This window comes from Amycolatopsis pithecellobii (genome assembly GCF_009707865.1).
GTDB lineage: Bacteria > Actinomycetota > Actinomycetes > Mycobacteriales > Pseudonocardiaceae > Amycolatopsis_E > Amycolatopsis_E pithecellobii.
In genome coordinates, this window is record NZ_WMBA01000007.1 from 80722 (window position 1) to 102724 (window position 22003).

Sequence of the window (22003 nt, forward strand, 5' to 3'; positions counted from 1 at the left end):
ACGACTCAGGGATCAGCGTCCACGAACTACCGGTGCCGGCGCTCGTCGAAAGTGCTGTGCTGGTTCGAATCGAAGCCGCGACTGGCTGCGGAACGGACGTGCACATCGCTGCAGGACACATGCGCCACGCGACAACCTGCCGCGTGCCCCTCGTTCTCGGACACGAGATGGTGGGGCGTGTTGTCGCACTCGGTTCGAACCGAACAACCGATGCCCTCAACCGACCGGTGAGCGAGGGAGACCTGATCGCTTGGGCTTCGCCTTGGTGCGGTAGCTGCTACTGGTGTGCCATCGCGAAGCAACCGACCCTGTGCATCAACGCCAACGTCTACGGTTTCGGGCCAACTGACCAGTTTCCAGGACTGACCGGTGGCTTCGCCGAGTACTGCTACGTCCATCCCCGCTCCCAGCTCGTGAAAGTGCCGGAATTGTTGGAACCCGCTCTGGCTTCGTCCGCGACCTGCGCGTTCCGTACCGTCGTGCACGCTTTCGAGACCGCCGGGCGCGTCGCCCCCACCGACACCCTCGTCATCCAAGGTTCCGGCGCGGTCGGTCTTTACGCCACGGCCTACGCCAAGATGGTCGGTATACCGCAGGTCATCGTCATCGGCGCGCCAACCGAACGCCTCAACCTGGCGACCCAATGGGGCGCGTCGCAGGTACTCGACATCCAAACGACCACCCCCGAGGAGCGGCTCGAAGCGGTCATTGCTGCAACCGACGGCCGCGGCGCCGACCTCGTCGCGGAATGCAGCGGGGTAGCGCCCGCCTTCACCGAAAGCCTGAACCTTGTGCGGCGCGGAGGGAGAGTCTTGGTCGTCGGCGCAGCCGACCCGCGACCTAGCGAAATCCACGCCACCAGCTTCAACATGCGTCAAATCTCGGTGTCCGGCAGCATCTCGGCCGAAATCTCCCACTTCTGGCGCGCGTTCAACCTGCTCGAACAGCACCAAACAAACTTCGACTTCTCGGCGCTGCTCGGAAACCATTACACCCTCGACACCGTCGATGATGCGTTGACCTCCATTGCCGAAGGCGCAATGAAACCCGTCATCGAACCAACACCCTCATGACCGCCGCCCACACTGTAAGGCCAACACGTGACCAAGTACTGAAAAACCTGGTTATCGCGAATCGTGTCCTCGCGGCGTACGAAGTGGTCGACGGGTGGGGGCATGTGAGCGCCCGCGACCCCGATGACGCCGACAGCTTCATCATGAGCGCCGTCCGCGCGCCCGCCCTCGTCCGCGAACGGGACTTGGTAGCGATTCGGGTCGGCGACGGTGAACCCCCCGCGCAGATAAAGGCATCCGTCGAACGTCACATTCACGCCGGCATCTACCGCAGTCGAAAAGACGTAACGGCTGTAGTGCATTGCCACGCCGAGGCGCTGATCCCGTTCGGAGTCGCCGGAGTTCCTCTGCGCCCATTGGCCCACACCGACGCGTTCCTCATAGACGGATGCCCAATTTGGGAGATTCGAGCTGCGACCTACCGCGACACCATGCTCGTCGATACAGCCGAACTGGGTGACTCACTTGCTGCAACACTCGCCCAGGCACCCATCGCGTTGATGCGCGGTCACGGCGCCACCATCGTCGGCGCCTCCATCCACGAAGCGGTGTACCGAGCTATCTATGCCCGTCACGCCGCCCTTGTCGACCTAGCCGGCCGGTCGCTCGGCACCGTCCGCTACTTGAGCACCGACGAGGCCCGTTCGGCGGCGGACTCGACCGTCAAAACCTTCGACCGCACCTGGGAACTGTGGAGCACCCAGCATGGTGCGACGTCCCTCTGAACGGAGATAGCCATGAATGACACTGTGCTTGCCGACAATCAGGCCCGCGCTCAGGAAATGTTGGCCACGCAATGGCAGCTGTTCCTCGACGGCGGCCTGCGTGACGCCCAGAACGGTGCAACTTTCGATGTGGTGTCGCCGCACGCCGAACAGGTCATCGCGCAGGTGCCCAACGCCTCGGTAGACGACGCTGATGCCGCAGTAGCCGCAGCCACCCGCGCATGGCCGAGCTGGGCGGCGATGCCACCGACCGAGCGCGCGAAATACGTTAGCCAGATCGCGTCCATCATCGAAGCGAACCGCGACGACCTGGCGCTACTCGACGCCGTGGACGGCGGGGCACCAATCGGCATCATGGCCATGGACGTCAATCACTCCGCAGCTGTCTGCCGCTACTTCGCGGGACTAGCGCTCGAGACCAAGGGATACAGCGTTCCGTTAACGACCGGTACACACTTCACCGTCCGCGAACCCTACGGCGTCGTCGCCGCGATCGTCCCCTTCAACCATCCCATCCTATTCGCAGTCACCAAGCTGGCCGCCCCGCTGGTCGCCGGCAACTGCGTAATTCTCAAGCCGGCCGAAGCGACCCCGCTTTCAGCTCTCTGGTTGGGAAAGTTGCTCAGCGACGTCTTCCCGCCCGGCGTAGTCCAAATCCTGACCGGCGACGGACCGACGGTGCCTTCTCGGCTCGTAAAACATCCCGACGTCACGCGCATCTCGTTCACTGGCAGCGAGCAGACCGGGCGGCGAATCCTGCGTGATGCAGCCGACACCGGCGTCAAGGAGGTGTCCCTCGAACTCGGCGGCAAGAACGCCATGGTTGTGTATCCGGACGCTGACCCGCAAGAGGTTGCAGACGCTGCCTTCCGCGGCATGAACTTCGCCTGGTCCGGCCAGTCCTGCGGATCCACATCACGCCTGGTGATCCACGAAACATTGGCCGATAAAGTTCTGAACCTCATGGTTGACCGGCTACAAGGACGGCGGATCGGGAACCCTGTCGACCCTTCCAACGAACAGGGACCGATGGTCGACAAGCGGCAGTTCGACCGAGTCACCGGCTTCGTATCCGAAGCCGTTGAACAGGGAGCCCGAGTCGTGTGCGGCGGCGGAACCCCTGCAACGGCGCAGCACGGCTACTACTTCGAACCCACCATCCTTGACGGAGTCGACACCACAGACCGCGTCGCAGTGGAGGAAATCTTCGGCCCGGTCCTGTCAGTGATTCGCTGGAACGACGGAGATGACCCCGTCGACATCGCCAACTCAGTGCGCTACGGCCTCACCGGGAGCGTGTTCTCTAACGATGTACGCCTCGCGCTGAGAGCAGCCAAACGGATTCGAGCCGGCTACATCTGGATCAACGGTTCCGCCCGCCACTTCATCGGGATGCCCTTCGGCGGCTACAAGGCCTCCGGCCTCGGCCGGGAAGAATCAATCGAAGAGCTCCTGAGCTACACCCAGGTGAAGTCGATTCACATCGTCGACGAGGTAACGTCATAGAGGTGTGGAGGGGCCACCATGCAAGAACTGTTAGGGCGCCTTCGCGACATTGACTCCTCGGCGGCGAACGCAGTCGGTATCATCCAGTACTTCGACTCTTTAGTCGAAGGGCGCGCAGGCGTGCATGCGTTCCTGCGCGCAGCCGCAGCTCTGTCAGGGGCGGTCTCCGGAATCGACGTACCCGCGTTTCGCATCAGCGCCCGAGTGAACCCAGACGGACGCCCCCTCGAAGCGAACCCCGATCAAGCCAGCTGCGAAGGAAGTACCCGAGCGTTATCCGAAACCATCGGCGGCCGTGTATGGATCGAACGCTGCGGCGAGCAAGGCGCTAGCGACCAGATAATCCTGGAACGCTTGTCGGCCGGCGTGCAGGTCGCCTTGGGGCGGACCCGACACCACCAAAGTCACGACCCGGCACGGGTGGACGTGCTGCTGGATGCCGAGTCGTCGTTCCCCGACCGAGCCGAAGCCGCGCAACGGCTCGGTCTCGATCTTCGAGCAACGGCGCGCGTAACGGCGATATTGTCCTCTCGCTCGGAGGACGATCCCGCTGCCCTTCCGCCTTGGCCACGCTCAACCCGGATAGGCCGGGTGGTGGCAGTAGTGCTCCAACCGCACCACAACTCACCCGATCTCGGCCCCGAGTTCCGGTCAGGCACCGGTCCCAGCCTCCCGGTAGGCGAACTGCACCAGTCTTGGCGGGGTGCACTCACCGCTCTTCGTTTCACATCCGCTGCCGCTGCCGGTCTCTACGCGCCTGCACAGCATCTTTCCTTTGACGAACTGGGCGTGATGCAGCGGCTGGCGTGCTCCTGGGACCAGGACCAGACGCCGGATCCGGACGTGGTTGCGTTGCGTGTACTCGAACAGGAAGCACCGAACTCCATCTTGATCCTTGAGGCGTTGGCTGCGACAGAGAGCTACCGTCAGGCAGCCACGCTGCTTCATCGCCATCACTCATCTCTGCAAGCCCGGGTGCCTCGTCTCGAGGAATCGTTGGGTTACCGATTCGACCCGCCCGGCAAGCTGCGGCTCGCTGCCGCCCTGGCGATGCAACGTTTGGCAGCGTCGGGTGCACTGCCCTGACTGGCTGACGGGGGGCGCAGCCGACGAACATCTGCGGCCCGCCAGGTGGTCGCCCTCCGCTACTGATCGGCATCATTTGGCGGTTACAGGTACGGGTGCGAGGTTGACAAAATCGAGGGAAGGGTCGGCCAGTCGCCACTCGACTTCAGTTGCCCGTCAGAAAGCGTGCTCATGCCATACAGTCGAACGCCGTGTTCGTTCTCGCTGCCCCGAAGCGGCCAGTCCGTTCACCGTGCCCGACGGGTCCGTGGCTCAGCTTCGCTGCTCCGAACACGCTGCCCTCATGGCGCCTCGTCGACGGCTGCGTCGCCGGCATAACAGTAATTCGAGCAGCACCCCCGAAGACCGTTAGAGAGGCGTTCGTCAATGAGTCTCGAACCGTCATCGCCCGCCAAGCCGGGGCACGCGCTGATCACCGGCACCGGGTTACTAGGTGCGCACGTCGGTCGATGGCTGCTCGACGACGGCTGGGAAGTGACCCTGCTGGACCGTGCACCTGACCACAGCTACCTCCAACAAATCCTCGGACGGTCCTATCTCGATCGTGGAGCGACCGTCTTAACCGGCGACCTTCTCGACCCGCATCTGACGAGCAAAACCCTGAAAGGGGTGCAGCCTGACGTCGTCATCCACACAGCCGCTCTCATCGCGTTGGAAGCACAACGGAACCTGGGTTTGACACTCGACGTCAACGTGGTTGCGCCGGCTCGGTTAGCGACCTGGGCAGCGGAGAACGGCGCGCACCGGTTCGTAGCAACCAGCACTTGGGGCGTTTACGACCAGGCGTACCAGCAGCCGTTGACGGAAGACTCGCCGGTGGGCCCCGTACCGCAGAGCCACTACGCGGCATCGAAGGTCGCGATGGAATACACCCTCCACAGTTTGGCAACGACTGGCGCCCTGTCAGTGGTCGTTGCTCGCCCTTCAACTCTGTACGGGTACGCGCCAGCTGACGCCGGAGGTCCCGGCACTGCGGTGATCGAACGGCTCGTTCGGGCCGCCCTGCGTGGCGAACCAGTCACAGTTTCGAACGCTGCGGTGACCGGCGGCGAGTTGGTGTATGCCGTGGATGCAGCGAAGGTTCTCGCCTCGGCCGCGTCCTCGACGCTCCCAGACCCGTTCACCATCGTTCTCGCAAGTTCCGGTGAGCTGACCGATGCCTACGAACTAGCCGATGCGATCCGCACCCACGTGCCTTCGGCGCAGGTTGATGTTGACCGGAGTCCTGCGACCGGTCCCCGGCCGCCGCGTTACGCGTTCGCTACCGACGCATCGAAAACACGCATCCTGCTCGGCTTGGACCCGCCGTCGCTGCTGAAGGACGGAATTGGTCGATACATCGAGGCCATGCGGGGATACGAAGCGCAGGAGGAACACACACGATGACCGGCGAGACTATCGAGACGGTAATCATCGGTGCAGGCTTCAGCGGCCTGTCCGCCGCGCACGAGCTGTTGACGTCGGGGCGCAACGACTTCGTACTGCTCGAGCAAGCCAGCGAGGTCGGCGGGGTCTGGCGAGACAACCAGTACCCGAACGCCGCATGCGATGTGCCAGCCCAGCTGTACAGCCTCTCATTCGCCCCCAACGCCGAATGGTCCTGCAACTACGCGCCTTGGCACGAGATACTCGCCTACATGAACAAGGTTGTCGACGACCTTGGCATTCGCGACCGAATCCGGTTCGAAACCGAACTCGTAGCCGCGACCTGGGAACACAATTCAGGCGAATGGCTACTGACCCTCGCCGACGCGTCCACCATCCGGTGCCGCTTCCTTATCTCAGCAGTCGGGGCGTTGAGCCGACCGTTGATTCCTGACCTCCCAGGGATGGATGAGTTCCGTGGGGAAATCCTGCATACCGCCCACTGGCACCCTGACGTTCGACTCGAGGGCAAGCGAGTCGCGGTCATCGGCGCCGGGGCCAGCGCGGTACAGGTTGTCCCGTACGCCGTCGACACGGCGGCCGAGGTGTTGTCGGTCGTTCGCACCCCCCCATACGTGATGCCGAAACCCGAGGAACATTACGACGAGGCCGCGAAGGCCAGGTTCCGTGCCAAACCTGAAGAGATGGACCGGAAACGCAAGGAACACTACGACTTCTTCACTGTGTCGACGGACGCTCAGGCCGCGATGGACACCACCTTCTTAGACAAGGTGGAAGCCGATTGGCGCGACCATCTTGAGTCGGCCGTTGCCGACCCCGACCTTCGACGTTTACTGACACCGAACTACAGATGGGGCTGTCGTCGCCCCGTCGTTTCCAACGTGTACTACCCGGCTCTGGCTGACCCCAAGACGACTGTCTGGGACGTTGGGATTGTTGCTTTCACACCAACCGGTGTTGTGGGGTCCGACGGACGCGAATGGGACGCCGACGTAGTCATCCTCGCAACCGGGTTCCGCGGCACCGAACTGTTCGAAGGCGTCGACTACACCGGCATCGGCGGCAGACAGCTCAGAAAAGAATGGGCGAGCGAACCGCAGGCTTGGAAAGGCACCCTGGTGTACGGGTTCCCCAACCTCTTCCTCATCACCGGCCCGAACACCCAAGCGTCCGGTTCGATCATTGGCATCATCGAGGCGCAGACCCGGATGGTCGTCGCCCTCATCGACCTCGCCGATCGAGCCGGCGCGAGCAGCGTCGCCGTCACCGAAGACGCGCAGCGTCGCTACAACGAATGGCTGGACGCCGTCATGGCTGGAACGGTGTGGCAGATCGGCGGTTGCGCAAGCTGGTACCGCGTTGGCGGCACCGGCAAGGTCGTCACCAAGTACCCAGGATCGTTGGCAAGCTTCGAGGCCGTCACATCTGACCTGGACCCCGACGACCTGGAGCTCACCGTCCTCGACCGGGCGGCAGCTGACACGGAGGACCGGTCGCGTGCAACGACATGATGACTCCCTCCACGACAGCGCCGAGTCCGGGCTGAGACGACGCCGACCGCCACTCGACCCCGAACTCGGGGCAGTGTTGGCGTCGTTCCCTGCGGAGGCGTTGGCGTCGGTCAGCGCAAACAACATCAGTTCGTTGCGCCGCGTCCTTTCGACCCAGACCGCGGACCTGCGTCAGATCGAACAACTCGACCTCATTGTCGACGAGTACCACGCTCAGGCACCTGACGGCGCGCAGGTGCCGCTGACCGTTTTGCGTCCCCGGTACAGTGCGGGCCCGGTGCCCTGCATTTACTACATCCATGGCGGGGGCATGATCGCCGGCAACCGGTTACTCCGCGTCGACAAGCTGGCCGAACTCGTCCTGGAGTTAGGTGTCGCCGTTGTGAGCGTCGAGTACCGGTTGGCGCCCGAGCATCCGTACCCAGCCGGTTTGCACGATTGTTACGCAGGTCTGGAATGGATCTCCTCGCACGCGTGTGAGAACGGATTCGATCCCGACTACCTACTGGTACACGGCGTGAGCGCAGGCGGGGGACTGGCCGCAGGGATTGCGCTGATGGCTCGGGACTTCGGCGGCCCCCAGATCACGCACCTCATCCTGCAGGCTCCGATGCTCGATGACCGTAACCAGACCCCCTCGAGCAGCGAGCTGGAAGGTGATGCACCGTGGGACCGGGTCTCCAATGTCACCGGCTGGTCAGCGCTCCTCGGGGACGGAGCCGGCGGGCCTGACACGTCGCCCTATGCGGCGCCGTCCAGAGCCGAGAATCTCGACCACATGCCCTCCACATACATAGACGTTGGGCAAGTCGAGACTTTTCGTGACGAAGCCATCGAGTTCGCGACCCGGCTGGCCCGCGAAGGGGGACTTGTCGAGTTTCACCTGTGGCCCGGCGCTTGGCACGGTTTCGACTACACCGCTCCGCACGCTGCAGTATCGCAAGTGTCCAACCAGACGCGAAGCGCTTTCATAGACCGAGCCGTAGCGTCGTCGCTTAACGTCCGACAACGGCCGCGGACGGCAGGTCCAGCATCGGATAAACGGTTCTAGCGTTCCGTTCGTAGATTGCGTTTCGCTGCGCTGCGGTGAGGTTCGCCGCCTCCACGTAACGTTTGGTGTCGTCAAAATAGTAACCCGTCTCCGGATCAAGACCCCGGACAGCGCCCACCATTTCAGACCCGAAAAGCAGGTTTTCGGTCCCAACCGCCGAAACCAGTAGATCTACCCCCGGCTGGTGATACACGCACGTGTCGAAGAAAACGTTGTGCATCAAATGCTCCTGCAACGTCGGCTTTCCCAACATATCCGCAAGACCGCGAAATCGGCCCCAATGGTATGGAACCGCTCCACCTCCGTGCGGGATGATCAAACGCAACTGTGGGAATCGAGCGAATACGTCTCCCTGCAGCAGCTGCATGAAGGCGGTCGTGTCGGCATTCAAGTAGTGGGCGCCGGTCGCGTGGAACGCACGGTTGTCGCTCGCAGACACGTGCACCATCGCAGGAACTTGAAGCTCGCTCATCGCCTCATACAAGGGAAACCAGTACGGGTCGTGAAGCGGCGGGCTCGTCCAATGACCGCCACTTGGATCCGGATTGAGGTTCGCTCCCACGAAACTCAACTGCTCCACACACCGCCGGAGCTCCTCGACTGCCGCGTCCACCGGCTCGCCGGCAGCCTGCGGCAGCTGACACACAGGCGCGAACTCGCGGGGAAACAGCCCCACGACCCTCGCAATGAGATCGTTGTTCGCATGCGCCCATGCGACGCTCGTCTGGAGATCGCCGAGGTGATGCCCCATGGCCGACGCGCGCGGAGAGAACAGCGTCAGGTCCGTGCCGCGTTCCCTCATCAACCTGAGTTGGTTGTGTTCCAAGGCCTCGCGAAGTTCGTCGTCGCTGATCCGCGGGTACGCGGGCGGACAGGACCCGTTGGAGTGAGCGTCCAACTGTTCGGTGCGCCAAACGGAATGCGCCGTCGGAACGGTCGTGAAGTGGCCGTGACAGTCGATGATCATCACTTGCTCCTGGTCGCGTTAGCTGAATCGTGGCGCTTCGAAGGTGGCGCGGCGAGGAAACGTACGGTCAGGCAACGGCGGGTTCGCGCCCCAGCCCCGATGCCGTGAAGGATGGGTCGGCCGCGGTTGACGCCGGCCGGATTGGTGAGCCGCACCCGTTAACCTGCCAAACGACGACAACATTGTCAACAATTCTATCCAGTTGCTGTCCGTTGAGCTACCAGGGCGTGCACGGCATCCAGCGCGATCGTTGACAATATGGGTTGGTACTACGCAAGCAATCTGACGCAGGAGAAATCGATGACGCAGAGGCTGCTCCCGGGGGCTGCAGGCAAGCAACGTGCCGCGGACGGGTTACGGACAAGCATCCTGAACGGCGACATGGTCCCCGGCCAGCGGCTGGTAGAGGCAGACCTCGTCGAACTCTACGCAGTGACGCGATCAAGCGTGCGCGACGCGATCGACGACCTCATCTCGGAAGGCCTCGTGGAGCGCGTTGTCAACAAGGGCGCGCGGGTACGAGTCGTCTCACTCGACGAAGCGATCTCGATACTCGAATGCCGTGGCGTACTTGAGGGTCTTATCGCCGCACGAGCCGCCCAGCGCATCACCAAGAAGGGTGCTGCCGAGCTCCGGGCCATCGGGCGGCGGATGGAGCGGGCAGTAGCAGACGGCGAACTGCTGACCTACTCGCGACTGAACTCTCAACTGCACGCGCGCATCGCCGAGCTGTCCGGACAACAGACCGCGTCGAACCTCATCCACCGACTCAGGTCCCAGATCGTTCGTCACCAGTTCCAGCTGTCACTGCGTCCCGGACGGCCTCCGGTGTCCCTCAAACAGCATCTTGAAATCATCGATGCCGTCGCATCCTCGGATCCCGTCCGCGCGGAACGCGCCGCTCGGGCGCACCTGGAGAGCGTCATCGACGCGCTCGGCACCGCCCCCTCCGTCTGACCCACGACTTCGCCGGGGCGGAGGGCGGAGCACAGCGGTACCCCCTTTCGGCTACGAGATTGTTGACGATTTGGTTAGCACGCGCCTACAGTCACACGAAACACCACTCGACGACGGGCCGCGAATCTCAAGCCCCGGAAGAAGGGTCCTCACGATGAGCTCCGAGAAGCTGCAGACCGCCGTCGAGCGCGCTGGGGGCGCAGTTCCGTTGCTGCGCAACTCACCCATCCGGCCGCACACGTTCCCGGTGGCAGCCGAGTTCAGCAACTGGCGGACCGAACAATCGGCATGGCGCGACAGCTGCGCCCTGCTGGACCAGTCCCACCACATGACGGACTTGTTCATCTCGGGACCCGGCGCGTTGCGTCTGCTACGCGAACACGGCGTGAACTCGTTCGCGAACTTCGCCCCCGGCAAGGCCAAGCAGTACGTGGCAGTCAACCCCGACGGCTACTTCATCGGAGACGCGGTCCTTTTCTACCTCGATGACGAACTGTTCGACATCGTTGGACACCCCATGGTCCTCAACTGGCTCCAGTACAACGCCGAAGTCGGCCAGTACGACGTCACGCTCGAACGGGACGAGAACTCCTACGACCGGGTCTCAGGGCCGCCCAAGCAGTACCGCTACGAGCTGCAAGGCCCCAACGCTCTCAAGGTCCTGGAATCGGCCACGAACGCCGCAGTTCCGGACGTCAAGTTCTTCAACATGGCCGACTTCGAGATCGCCGGTCACCGAGTCCGCGGTCTTCGGCACGGCATGGCAGGCCAACCCGGTTTCGAACTGTTCGGGCCGTGGGCCGAGGGCGATGACGTTCTAGCAGCCCTCCTGGCCGCAGGCCGGGACTTCGACCTCGTGCGCGCTGGCGCGAAGGCCTACTCCACGGCAAACCTGGAATCCGCATGGATCCCGTCGCCGATGCCGGCCATCTTCGCAGACAACCTGCGCGACTACCGCGAATGGCTGGATGTGAAAGAGATGGGTTCGCTCGGAGGCAGTATGGACTCGACCGACATCGCCGACTACTACGTCACGCCATATGACATCGGTTACGGCCGGATCGTCGTTTTCGACCACGAGTTCGTCGGCCGGGAAGCGCTGGAAGCGCACGCCAGCGATGCTCACCGAACCAAAGTGACACTGGTGTGGAACAGTGACGACGTTGCCGCAGCGATAGGCACACTGTTCGAGCCCGGCACCCCCGCGAAGTACATCGAGATGCCGAAGGCCAGATACGCGCTCTTCCACATCGACCAGGTACTCAACGATGGTGAGCTTATCGGGCTTTCGATGGACGCAGGCTACCTGGCCAACGAGCACCTGATGGCCTCACTCGCAACCCTTGACTCCACGTACGCCGAACCCGGAACCGAACTGACGCTCCTGTGGGGGGAGAAGGAACGCAGCGCCAAACCGCAGGTCGAAGCACACCGCCAGATTCCGATTCGCGTCACGGTCGCGCCGGCCCCCTACGTGCAGTTCGCCCGCAGCAGCTACCGCTCAGCCCGATTGACCCGATAGGCATGAAGACCGAGCGAGCACCACGAAACCCTGCCCTGGCGGCACGCCTCGGCTCGTTACTCGGCAACATCAGCTACGAGGTCATGCCGTTCAAGCGCACCGAAGACGAAGTCGTCGCGCACGTGCCGTTGGACATTCCAGTGACCATCACCGTCACTGAAGCAAAGGGCATTTCGGCCACAATCGACCTGGCCGAACGCCTCGCCGCGCATGGCTACCACGTCAACCCGCACCTGCCGGCCCGCCAGATCGGCAGCGAGGCGGAGCTGGTCGACATTGTCAACCGTATGCTCGCAAACGGAATCGACCGCGCGTTTATCGTGGCCGGTGACGCCAAAGAGCCGGCTGGCGACTATGACAGCGCCTTAAAGCTGATCCAAGCACTCGACCACATGGGCCGACCTCTGTCAGACATAGGTGTAAGCGGCTACCCCGAAGGCCACGCGCACATATCCGATGCCGACCTCGACACGGCGCTCCGAACAAAAACCCCTTACGCGGCACGCATAGTCACACAGATGTGTTTCGACGCGACCACCATCGCGCGCTGGGCAGACGCAACCGCTCAACGCGGCATCACGGTGCCGGTGATAGTCGGCCTTCCCGGACCCGTGAGCCGGCAGAAACTCGTTCGCATCGCAGGCGGTATAGGCCTCGGCCAATCTGCGCGGTTCCTGCAGAAACAACAAGGACTTCTCCGCAAATTCCTGACACCCGGCGGTTTCACCCCAGATGGCCTGCTACGCAAGCTCGCAGCGCTGCCGACGGCGTCGGCAGGAAACATTCAAGGGCTGCGCATATTCACGTTCAACGAAATCGCTGGAACAGAAGAATGGCGGCGAAACCTAGCCGCGTCGTTACCCGGCGCGCTTGGCGAACCCTGTCCACCCGCCCAGCGGGTCAGCGCCCAGTAGCCGCCGTCACCTACACGAATCGGAATCCAATGGCTCTCAATTCAGCCAGCACCGCCGACAACGGCCGGCTACTAATCCGCGGCGCCGACCGGCCGGGCATCGTCGCGTGCGTGTCGAGCCTTCTGGCCGACTTCGGGGCGAACGTCGTCTCACTCGACCAGTATTCGTCCGACCCTGAGGGTGGCCGTTTCTTTCAGCGCACCGAAATCCACATGCCGAACTTTCCAGCGCGTATCGACGAACTCCGCAAAGCGCTGACGACCGCGTTGACCGACGGACTCGATCTCGAGTGGGACCTCGTGGAAAGCAAGAAAGTCAAGCGCGTCGCCCTGTTCGTGTCCAAATCAGACCACTGCCTGTTGGACCTTCTATGGCGGCACCGACGTGGTGAACTCAACATGAACGTCAGCATGGTCATATCCAACCACCCGGACCTCAGCGATGACGTACGCGCGTTCGGCATTCCCTACCTGCATGTCCCGGTCAACAGGGATGACAAGGCCGCAGCCGAGGAACGGCACCTGGAACTGCTTCAAGGTAACGTCGACCTTGTTGTTCTCGCGCGGTACATGCAAATTATTTCGGGCGACTTCCTACGCCGAGTAGGCGCCCCGGTGATTAACATTCATCATTCGTTCCTGCCAGCTTTCGTCGGCGCTGGGCCGTACCAGAAAGCGCGCGATCGTGGCGTCAAGCTGATCGGTGCGACCGCGCACTACGTGACCGAAGACCTCGACGAAGGCCCCATCATCGAACAGGACGTGGTGCGCGTGACACACGAAATGAGCACGGCCGATCTGGCGCGCCGCGGCGCGGACGTTGAACGGCAGGTCTTAGCCCGCGCCGTCGCGTGGCATTGCGACGACCGAGTTCTACGCGACGGCAACACCACCATCGTGTTCTGACGCGCCTGCCGAGAGGAGCCATCCACGTGAGGAATGTCGTATACACACGCCCTCCCCGGGCATCCAGCGAGGCTGCTGCCGAGTTAGGCGCGTTCGGTACCGCAACCGTTCACGAAGCGCAACACCGTGCCGGTTACCTCGGGGCGTCAATCAGGCCGGCTTGGCCTGGAGCTCGTGTAGGCGGCACCGCCGTTACCGCACTCTGCTGGCCAGGTGACAACACGATGATCCATGTTGCCGTCGAGCAATGCCAGGCCGGCGACATCCTCGTCGTCGCGACGACATCACCATGCCAAGACGGTCTGTTCGGCGAGCTGTTCGCCACCGCGCTCCAACATCGCGGCGTCATTGGAGCGGTACTCAGCTGCGGTGTCCGCGACGTGGCAGAGCTACACGCCATGCGCTTTCCGGTGTGGTCACAATACGTCAGCGCGCAAGGGACCGTGAAACAGACCCTCGGGTCCGTCAATGCACCAGTCACCGTCGGAGGCGTCTTGATCAACCCGGGCGACGTGCTCGTTGCCGATGACGACGGAGCGGTTTGTGTCCCTCGTGATCAGGTCGAGGACACCCGTACTTCATCGCGGGCGCGAGAAAAGAAGGAAGCGCAGACCCGCGCACGGTTGCGAACAGGAGAGGTCGGCCTGGACATCTACGGAATGCGCACGCGGCTGACTGAACTCGGCCTCGAGTACTGCTCCCACCCCGAATCCGTCGACCCGTGACCGCCGACAAGAGCGTGAGCGGCATCCGCTGCATGTGGATGCGGGGTGGCACCTCCAAGGCTGCCGTTTTCCTGGCCGACGACCTGCCGACGAGCACCGTCGAACGCGACGAAATGCTCCTGAGCATCATGGGCTCACCGGACCCGCGCCAGATCGACGGAATCGGCGGCGCAACGTCACTGACAAGCAAAGTCGCCGTGGTCTCGAAGTCGACAGCACCCGGTATCGACGTCGACTACCTGTTCCTGCAGGTGGCAGTAAACGAGAACGTTGTCTCCGACCGACAGAACTGCGGCAACATCCTGGCCGCGATAGGCCCGTTTGCTGTGGAGCGCGGGCTTGTGCAGGCCACCGGACCGGAGGCCGCAGTGCGTATTCGGATGGTCAACTCGAACACCATCGCTACAGCCAGATTCCCTCTCCGGGACGGGATGCTGCGTAACGACGGTGAGGTGCACATTGCCGGCGTACCAGGTAAGGCAGCAGGAGTGCGCCTCTACTTCGAGGACACCGAAGGTTCAGCCACCGGTGCCCTGTTTCCCACGGGCCGAGTTATCGACACGATCGACGGTATCGACGTCACCTGCGTCGACAACGGTATGCCGGTAGTACTTGTAGCAGCAACCGACCTGGGCCTGTCAGGTCAGGAAACACCGCAAGAGCTGTCCGATAACGAGCGTGTTACCGCCCGGGTCGACGCGCTCCGCCAGAAAGCCGGGCATCTGATGGGACTCGGCGCGACCAGCAACAGTTCCGTCCCCAAGACCGTCGCCGTCAGCCCACCCGTTCACGGCGGTGCCGTGGCCACCAGGTCGTTCATCCCGACCCGACCACATGAGGCGATCGGAGTCTTCGCCGCCGTCAGCGTCATCACCGCGCTGCTCACGCCCGGCGCTGTGGCGCACGAGCTGCTGTCCCGGCATCCGGCCGGCACGACCAGCTTCGACGTCGAACACCCGACAGGGTTCCTTCGTGTCGACGCGGTTATGGAACCCGCCCAAGGGGCGGTCGGCGGATTACGAGTGACCCGGTCCGGGGTCGTCAGGACTGCTCGCAAGCTCATGGACGGCACCGTTTATCCGCGTCACCGCCTGCACTGACCACGATCTGTCCGCGCGAGAGAAAGAACCTGGCATGCCACTCGGCCACGAGGTCGCCCACCTCTCCCACATCGAGCTATTGACACCTGTTCTCGATAAAAGCGTCGCCTTCTTTGTCGACTATCTCGGAATGACCGTTGTCGGCGGCGACGACAACAAGGTGTATGTGCGGGCGTTTGACGATTACGAACATCACACACTCACACTCGTGGCGCATTCGTCGTCCGGCATCGGTCGGACGAACCTGCGAGCGAGTAGCCCGGATGCGCTGGCCCGTCGCGTGAAGGCGCTCGAAGGCGCAGGACGAAGCAGCGGCTGGCAGGACGGGGACCCTGGATACGGACCCACGTTCGTCTTCCAGGACCCGGACGGACACGAGCTCGGCCTCTACTGGGAGTCGGAACGTTACAACCCGACCAAGGATCTGCGGCCCGCCCTGAAGAACCAAGCGCAACGATACCCAGGTCGCGGGGTCAGCGTCCGACGCCTGGACCACGTCAACTACCTCGGCGCGGACGTCGAAGCGAATCGCGACTTCTTGCGCGACCAGCTCGGCGCGCTTGTCACTGAACAGATCGTCCTCGACGACGGCTCGATAGCCGGCACCTGGACCACCTTCACGAACAAGGGCTACGACGCCGTTTACACACGTGACCGCACCGGCACCACCGGCCGACTGCATCACATCGCGTTCGCTACCGACACTCGCGAGGACATTCTGCGGGCAGCCGACATTGCGCTCGAACAAGGCGTTTTCATTGAGTCCGGGCCACACAAGCACGCTATCCAACAAACGTTCTTCCTGTACGTGTACGAGCCCGGCGGCAACCGTATCGAACTGTGCAACGCCGGCGCGCGGCTGGTATTGGCCCCCGATTGGGAGACCATTAATTGGACAGAGGCCGAACGGGCGAAAGGTCAGGCGTGGGGAATGAAAACCATTGAGTCTTTCCACACCCACGGCACCCCCCCGGTCGGGAACACGTAACAATGTCCGCCAAGATAATCGACGGCCGGGCAATCTCAGCCGAGATTCGACAGGGTCTGGTGCGGCGAGTCCAATCATTGCATGCCGAATCATTGCTGACGCCCGGGCTCGCCGTAGTGCTCGTCGGTAATAACCCTGCGTCGAAGGTTTACGTCGCGAATAAAAAGAGGGCCTGCGCTCAGGTCGGAGTTACATCGTTCAGCGAGAACTTCCCGGCAGAAATCACGACGGACGAACTCATCCGCCATATACGCAGCCTGAACGCGCGAGCAGACGTTCACGGAGTGCTGGTGCAGCTACCGCTGCCAGGCCACATCGACATGCGGCAGGTGCTTGAAGCCATCGACGTGGCGAAAGACGTCGACGGGTTTCACCTTTACAACGTCGGTGGGCTTGTCGTTGGACAGACGGTCTTCGCCCCGTGCACTCCATACGGGGTCGTCGAGCTTCTCGCCTATGAAGGCATCACAGTTGAAGGCCGCAACGTCGTCGTTGTCGGCGCGAGCAACATCGTCGGCAAGCCGCTCGGACTCATGCTCATGCAGGGTGACGCCACTGTGTCCATCTGTCACGCCAAAACGCGGGACCTAGCCCAGTTCACGATCCTGGCCGACATACTAGTTGTCGCCGCCGGCGTTCCAGGCCTGATACGCGGCGAAATGGTCCGCCACGGCGCCGTTGTCATTGACGTCGGCATCAACAGAATGCCGGATAACAGCATCACCGGTGACGTCGACTTCGAAGCCGTCCGCAGGAAAGCTTCGTACATCACGCCGGTACCCGGCGGCGTCGGACCAATGACCGTCACGATGCTGCTCGAAAACACAATTTCAGCGGCCGAGAGGTTCGCGCTCAAAACCCGCCTCACTGGAACCGCCGACGAAACGCGACTAGTGCCGTGACCAGAGTGTGCACAACACAGAAGCAACGGTCGCCGACCCGCCAGGTGGCGTCCTTCCACCCCAGGACCGAGCCTGTTGGCGGTTATCTGGATCACGCCTGATGACCTAAATTCGTTTCTCAAGACAGGCCTGGACCCCCCGTCTGAACACCTACGACGCATTGGAGCCTCGCATGAAGTTTGTGATCGGAATCGACGTCGGTGGCACCTTCACCGACGCCGTGGTTGCAGACACAGACGGCAACATCATCGGCGCGAAAACGCCTTCCACCCCCGACGACTACTCCCGGGGGGTCCTCACAGCCGTATCCGACCTCGCAGCCGTCCTCGAAATGGACGAACGCGAAATGCTCAGCAACACCGCCTACATCGCGCACGGCACCACAGCAAGTATCAACGCCCTCGTCACCGGAAACGTTGAACCCGTCGCCTTCATCACGACTCGCGGACACGGCGACTCAATCTCGATCATGAACGTCGAAGGCCGGTACCTCGGCTTGTCCGCGATGGCCCTGCAAGACACGCTCACCACCCGCAAACCCGCACCGCTCGTACCCAAGTCCCGCATTTTCGAAATCACCGAACGTATCGATCAGGCCGGCGACGTGGTTGTGCCACTGAACGAGGACGAGGTCCGTGATGCAGTACGCGGCCTGCAAGAAATGGGTGTCCAAGCCGTCGCGGTGTCACTGCTCTGGTCATTCCAGAACCCCCAGCACGAACACCGCGTCCGAGACATCATCGCCGAGATGGCTCCGGAAACGTTCGTCGCGTTGTCCAGCGACATTTCACCGCGCATCCGCGAGTTCGCACGCAGCTCGACAACGATCATGAGCACGGCGCTCGGGCCGCCGTTGCGTCGCTACCTCCAGCCACTGGACCGGGAGCTGCACGAACGCGGACTCGCAGGGCCTTTACTGATCATGCAGAGCTCCGGCGGCACGATCGCAGCAGACGAGGCACCCGCCTCAGCGATCACCACAGTAGGTTCCGTACTGAGCGGCGGTGTAGTCGGCGCCACCCGCCTCGCGCAACAGCTCGGCCACAGGAACGTCGTAACCGCCGACGTGGGCGGAACGACGTTCCTGGTCGGAATGGTCGTGGATGGCGAACCGGTACGCGCCGCCTCAACAATCATCAACCAGCACTCCATCAACGTTCCCACCATCAAGGTCGACGCCATCGGGTCCGGCGGCGGAGCAATCGCCTGGATTGATGCGGGCGGGAACCTGCGCGTCGGCCCGCAAAGCGCAGCAGCCGTTCCAGGGCCTGCTGCCTACGACGCCGGCGGCACCGACCCGACCGTCACCGACGCCAACATCGTGCTCGGCATCATCGACCCGAACTTCTTCCTCGGCGGCAAACGCCAACTGCAAGTCGAACTTGCAGAACGCGCGCTCCTGGAAAAGGTCGGCAAGCCGCTCGGGCTCGACGCCGAGCAGGCCGCAGCAGCGGTCTACGAAGTGCAGAACGCGCAGACTGCCGACCTTGCACGCAAGGTCGTAGTCGAAGCCGGTCACGACCCGCGTGACTTCGTCATGTACGCCTTCGGCGGATCCGGACCCATCCATGCAGCCGCGATCGCCACAGAACTCGGCATCAGCGAACTCGTGGTGCCCTTAGGAGCCGCAGCGTCCGGGTTCTCCGCTTTCGGTCTTGCCGCATCCGACGTGACGGTGACAGCAGAACTCTCCGATCCCGGCACGTTCCCACTGAACCCGGCCAACGTACAAGCGAACTATGACACGGCCGCCGCCCGAGTGACTGGCGCCCTGGAAAGGCAGGGCGTCCAGTACCAAACTGTTGACATCGAGCGCGAGTTTGATGCCCGCTACGTCTCGCAGATGTTCGAGGTCACCGTCAACGCGCCAGCTGGGGACGTGGACGAAGACACCATCAAGGTCATGGCGGAAAACTTCGCCTCGCGGTACGCGGAGTTGTACGGCGAAGGAGCGGCCGCCGCCGGCGCCGGATACCAAGCGATCACCTACCGGGTCCGAGGTGTCGGCCGGCTCCCATTTCGCCCAGTCCTGCCCCCGCACGCCAAGGCCGACACCACAGACGCGTCGGGCGCGATCAAAACGCGAAGGCGTGTCTTCTTGGACGTAACTCGCGGTTTCGAGCCAACACCGATCTACGACTATGACCGGCTGAAAGCAGGACACCAGTTCGACGGTCCGGCCGTGATTGAGGCTGTAACCACGACGGTCACCATCCCGGCCGAGCGGACGGCGCGGGTCGACGACTACGGCAACATCCGTGTGAGCTTGACCGAGGAGAATGCACAGTGACCGCCATCATTCCCGTGCCCGGTTCGGAGCGCTACGCCAGTCGTCCGATCGAGCCGTCGGAACTGCGCAAACGCATTTCGCCGACGCTTCCCCTGCACGAAGTCGACGAGACAGCAGCGTCGGTTGACCCGCTGACCTATGAAGTGATTCGCCACCGCATCTACTCGATCACAGACGAGGTCGGCGACACCCTCAAGCGAATGTCTGGGTCGCCGGGGGTCACAGAGTCCAACGACTTCGACTTCGCGATCTGCGACGAGCTTGGTCAAGAAGTCCAGGTAGGTCTGTACAACACGGGCCTCGCAGCCACCATCGACCTGGCCATCTACTGGATCCTTGAGCACCGGTCGGACAATCCTGGCATCGAACCCGGCGACATGTTCCTCACGAACGACCCGTGGGTCGGACCGGGGCTGCATCAGAATGACACGGCGATCATCGCCCCCTTGTTCTGGGAAGGGGAGCTCTTCGGATGGACGACGTCGATCTGTCACTTGATCGACGTCGGCGGCGCGAAGCCCGGATCGGCAGACCTCGCAGCACAGGACATCTTCACGGAGGCGTCCCCTACCCCGCCGATCAAGATCGTGCGAGGAGGCAAACTGCAGGCAGACGTGGTCGACATGTTCACCCGTCGCTCACGCATGCCGCATCACGTGGAACTCGACCTGCGGGCACAGGTCGCAGCGAACGAAGGCAGTCAACATCGTCTGAACCAACTCGTCGGCAAGTACGGACCCGCGACGGTCAAGCTGGTCATGAAGAAGATGATGGCCGACGCAGAGAATCGGCTGCGAGCCCGCTTGTCGAGCATTCCCGACGGATCGTGGGACTCGTTCGGGTACCTCGAACAGTCTGCTGTCGGTGACCGTGGTCTGCACAAGCTGGCGTTGAAGCTGACGAAAACCGGCGACCACCTCACGTTCGACTTCCGCGGCACCGACCCCTCCTCAGGCATGATCAACTCCGCGTACACAGGCATGCGCGGAGGTATCGCGTTGGCGCTGCTACCCATGCTCTGCGGCGATATTCCATGGTCGGTCGGCGGCCTCATGCGGTGTTTCGACGTCATCACAGACGAAGGCACGGTCAACAACGCTGCGTTCCCGGCCGCCGTCGGCTGGGCGTCGATCACCTCCGGGCTTGCCACCGCAAACGTCGTCGGCCAGTGCCTCGGCCGGATGCTGGACACGTCGCCTGACCTACAAGCGCGGGTTCAGGCCTGCGGTACCGGTTCGCACGACGCCGTCACTCTGGCTGGTGTCGACCAACATGGGCATCCCAGCGTCACACTCCTGTTCGACTCCATGGCGGGCGGGTTCGGGGCGCGCACGACCTCCGACGGAGGCGACACCGCAGGCTTTCTGCACATGCCGATGGGCCGCGCGCCCGACGTGGAGATGCAGGAAATCATCGCCCCATACCTGTTCCTGTGGCGGCGTGAAGAGGTCGACTCCGGAGGCGCCGGCCAGAACCGCGGCGGCGTGTCGATCTCCATCTGCATCGTCCCTCACGGCACGAGCACCGCGATGGCCGGCGCGTTCTCCGTGAACGGGAAGGCCCGCCCGGAAAGCCACGGCCTGGCCGGCGCATTCCCCGGCGGACCGACCGCAGACGTCATCGTGCGAAACGCTGACGTGCAAGCAGCCTTCGCGGCCGGTGAGATCCCTCAGCAGATCTCCGAACTCGGCGGACACGCGGAAGTCGTGCAGAACAGGGTCGAAACTCTTATCGGCCTGAACGACGCCATCTACGTGCACCCGGGCGGCGGCGGCGGCTATGGAGACCCCCTGCTGCGCGAACCGTCGCTGGTCGCGTCGGACGTACTCGCAGGCAAAGTCAGCGCAACGGCCGCCTTCGACCTGTATGGAGTCGTACTGACAGCGGACAGGCAAAGCGAACCGGCAGAAACCGAATCGCGACGCAGCCAAATCCGATTCGAACGCGTCGGCCACGCACCACTACCCAGATCATCAACACAACCATCTGATCTTGAACATATCGACGCGAACCTCGGCCTAGCTGGGTCCACAGTGTCCTGCCTCCACTGCGGGCAGCAGCTGGGAGAGTACGGCTCTGACCTGACCGCATCCGTCACTCACGCCGATCAAAGACTGACAGCCAACGTGTTCGGCATGATCGTCGATACGTCCGAATACGTCGACAGAGAGATCGTCATCCGCTCTTACTACTGCCCCGGTTGCGCTACGCAGCTGCGTGTCGAGTCGGTGCCCGCGGACGAATCGCCTGCATTCCGCTGAACCATTCGTCGGCCCACCTGCGCCGGCCACGCACACGAAAGTCGTTACCTCGCCCGTCATCGGACGGTGAGGCCATGCCATAAAAAGTGGAGACGGTATGTCATTCCTCGGACAGCGCAGTTCGCGGAAGCTTT

The 22003-nt window shown here is 63.0% G+C and carries 18 protein-coding genes; 17 read left to right on the forward strand and 1 reads right to left on the reverse strand.

All coding sequences use genetic code 11. From position 1 onward, the window contains the following. Positions 1 to 32 precede the first annotated feature (32 nt). The 7 genes from GKO32_RS06990 (at position 33) to GKO32_RS07020 (ending at position 8338) form a co-directional block, all read left to right on the forward strand. A complete protein-coding gene (locus GKO32_RS06990; protein ID WP_154755962.1) occupies positions 33 to 1073 on the forward strand; it encodes a zinc-binding dehydrogenase in 1041 nt (346 codons plus the stop codon). Next, positions 1070 to 1798, forward strand: a complete 729-nt coding sequence (locus GKO32_RS06995; protein WP_154755963.1) for a class II aldolase/adducin family protein — start codon at positions 1070 to 1072, stop codon at positions 1796 to 1798. Before GKO32_RS06990 ends, GKO32_RS06995 begins: the two co-directional genes overlap by 4 nt. A 12-nt stretch (positions 1799 to 1810) precedes the next feature. Next, a complete protein-coding gene (locus GKO32_RS07000) occupies positions 1811 to 3304 on the forward strand; it encodes an aldehyde dehydrogenase family protein (protein ID WP_154755964.1) in 1494 nt (497 codons plus the stop codon). Positions 3305 to 3322: 18 nt separating this feature from the next. After that, the gene (locus tag GKO32_RS07005; protein ID WP_154755965.1) at positions 3323 to 4390 is read left to right on the forward strand and encodes a hypothetical protein; all 1068 of its coding nucleotides are present in this window, start codon (positions 3323 to 3325) and stop codon (positions 4388 to 4390) included. Positions 4391 to 4756: 366 nt separating this feature from the next. Continuing rightward, positions 4757 to 5776, forward strand: coding sequence for an NAD-dependent epimerase/dehydratase family protein (locus tag GKO32_RS07010; protein WP_154755966.1), 1020 nt, complete (start codon positions 4757 to 4759; stop codon positions 5774 to 5776). Next, positions 5773 to 7287: a flavin-containing monooxygenase gene (locus GKO32_RS07015; RefSeq protein ID WP_154755967.1), complete on the forward strand. Its 1515-nt coding sequence runs from the start codon at positions 5773 to 5775 to the stop codon at positions 7285 to 7287. Before GKO32_RS07010 ends, GKO32_RS07015 begins: the two co-directional genes overlap by 4 nt. After that, complete coding sequence (locus GKO32_RS07020) at positions 7274 to 8338, forward strand: alpha/beta hydrolase (RefSeq protein ID WP_208024297.1); 1065 nt, start codon at positions 7274 to 7276, stop codon at positions 8336 to 8338. Before GKO32_RS07015 ends, GKO32_RS07020 begins: the two co-directional genes overlap by 14 nt. On the opposite strand, the gene GKO32_RS07025 is transcribed toward GKO32_RS07020, so the two are convergent. Then, positions 8283 to 9305, reverse strand: coding sequence for an amidohydrolase family protein (locus GKO32_RS07025; RefSeq protein ID WP_154756052.1), 1023 nt, complete (start codon positions 9303 to 9305; stop codon positions 8283 to 8285). The genes GKO32_RS07020 and GKO32_RS07025 overlap by 56 nt on opposite strands. Before the next feature lie 300 nt (positions 9306 to 9605). On the opposite strand from GKO32_RS07025, the gene GKO32_RS07030 reads away from it, so the two are divergent. From GKO32_RS07030 to GKO32_RS07075, 10 genes are all read left to right on the forward strand, one after another. Then, entirely contained in the window at positions 9606 to 10262 is a 657-nt protein-coding gene (locus GKO32_RS07030) for a GntR family transcriptional regulator (RefSeq protein ID WP_154755968.1), read from the forward strand. A gap of 154 nt (positions 10263 to 10416) precedes the next feature. Beyond that, positions 10417 to 11784, forward strand: coding sequence for an aminomethyl transferase family protein (locus GKO32_RS07035; RefSeq protein ID WP_154755969.1), 1368 nt, complete (start codon positions 10417 to 10419; stop codon positions 11782 to 11784). Positions 11785 to 11786: 2 nt separating this feature from the next. Then, positions 11787 to 12698, forward strand: coding sequence for a methylenetetrahydrofolate reductase (locus GKO32_RS07040; RefSeq protein ID WP_246243265.1), 912 nt, complete (start codon positions 11787 to 11789; stop codon positions 12696 to 12698). A gap of 29 nt (positions 12699 to 12727) precedes the next feature. Continuing rightward, on the forward strand, positions 12728 to 13603 hold the full coding sequence (gene purU, locus GKO32_RS07045; protein WP_154755970.1) for a formyltetrahydrofolate deformylase: 876 nt from the start codon (positions 12728 to 12730) through the stop codon (positions 13601 to 13603). A 26-nt stretch (positions 13604 to 13629) separates the two neighbouring features. Further along, on the forward strand, positions 13630 to 14328 hold the full coding sequence (locus GKO32_RS07050; protein ID WP_312867611.1) for a 4-carboxy-4-hydroxy-2-oxoadipate aldolase/oxaloacetate decarboxylase: 699 nt from the start codon (positions 13630 to 13632) through the stop codon (positions 14326 to 14328). Continuing rightward, positions 14325 to 15428 carry a 4-oxalomesaconate tautomerase gene (locus tag GKO32_RS07055; RefSeq protein WP_312867612.1) on the forward strand — a complete coding sequence of 368 codons (1104 nt, stop codon included), beginning with the start codon at positions 14325 to 14327 and terminating at the stop codon, positions 15426 to 15428. Before GKO32_RS07050 ends, GKO32_RS07055 begins: the two co-directional genes overlap by 4 nt. Before the next feature lie 34 nt (positions 15429 to 15462). Further along, positions 15463 to 16416: a VOC family protein gene (locus GKO32_RS07060; protein WP_154755971.1), complete on the forward strand. Its 954-nt coding sequence runs from the start codon at positions 15463 to 15465 to the stop codon at positions 16414 to 16416. Between the two features lie 2 nt (positions 16417 to 16418). Next, on the forward strand, positions 16419 to 17318 hold the full coding sequence (gene folD / locus GKO32_RS07065) for a bifunctional methylenetetrahydrofolate dehydrogenase/methenyltetrahydrofolate cyclohydrolase FolD (RefSeq protein WP_154755972.1): 900 nt from the start codon (positions 16419 to 16421) through the stop codon (positions 17316 to 17318). A gap of 172 nt (positions 17319 to 17490) precedes the next feature. Continuing rightward, positions 17491 to 19608: a hydantoinase/oxoprolinase family protein gene (locus GKO32_RS07070; RefSeq protein WP_154755973.1), complete on the forward strand. Its 2118-nt coding sequence runs from the start codon at positions 17491 to 17493 to the stop codon at positions 19606 to 19608. Then, entirely contained in the window at positions 19605 to 21869 is a 2265-nt protein-coding gene (locus GKO32_RS07075; protein ID WP_312867613.1) for a hydantoinase B/oxoprolinase family protein, read from the forward strand. Before GKO32_RS07070 ends, GKO32_RS07075 begins: the two co-directional genes overlap by 4 nt. Positions 21870 to 22003 lie beyond the last annotated feature (134 nt).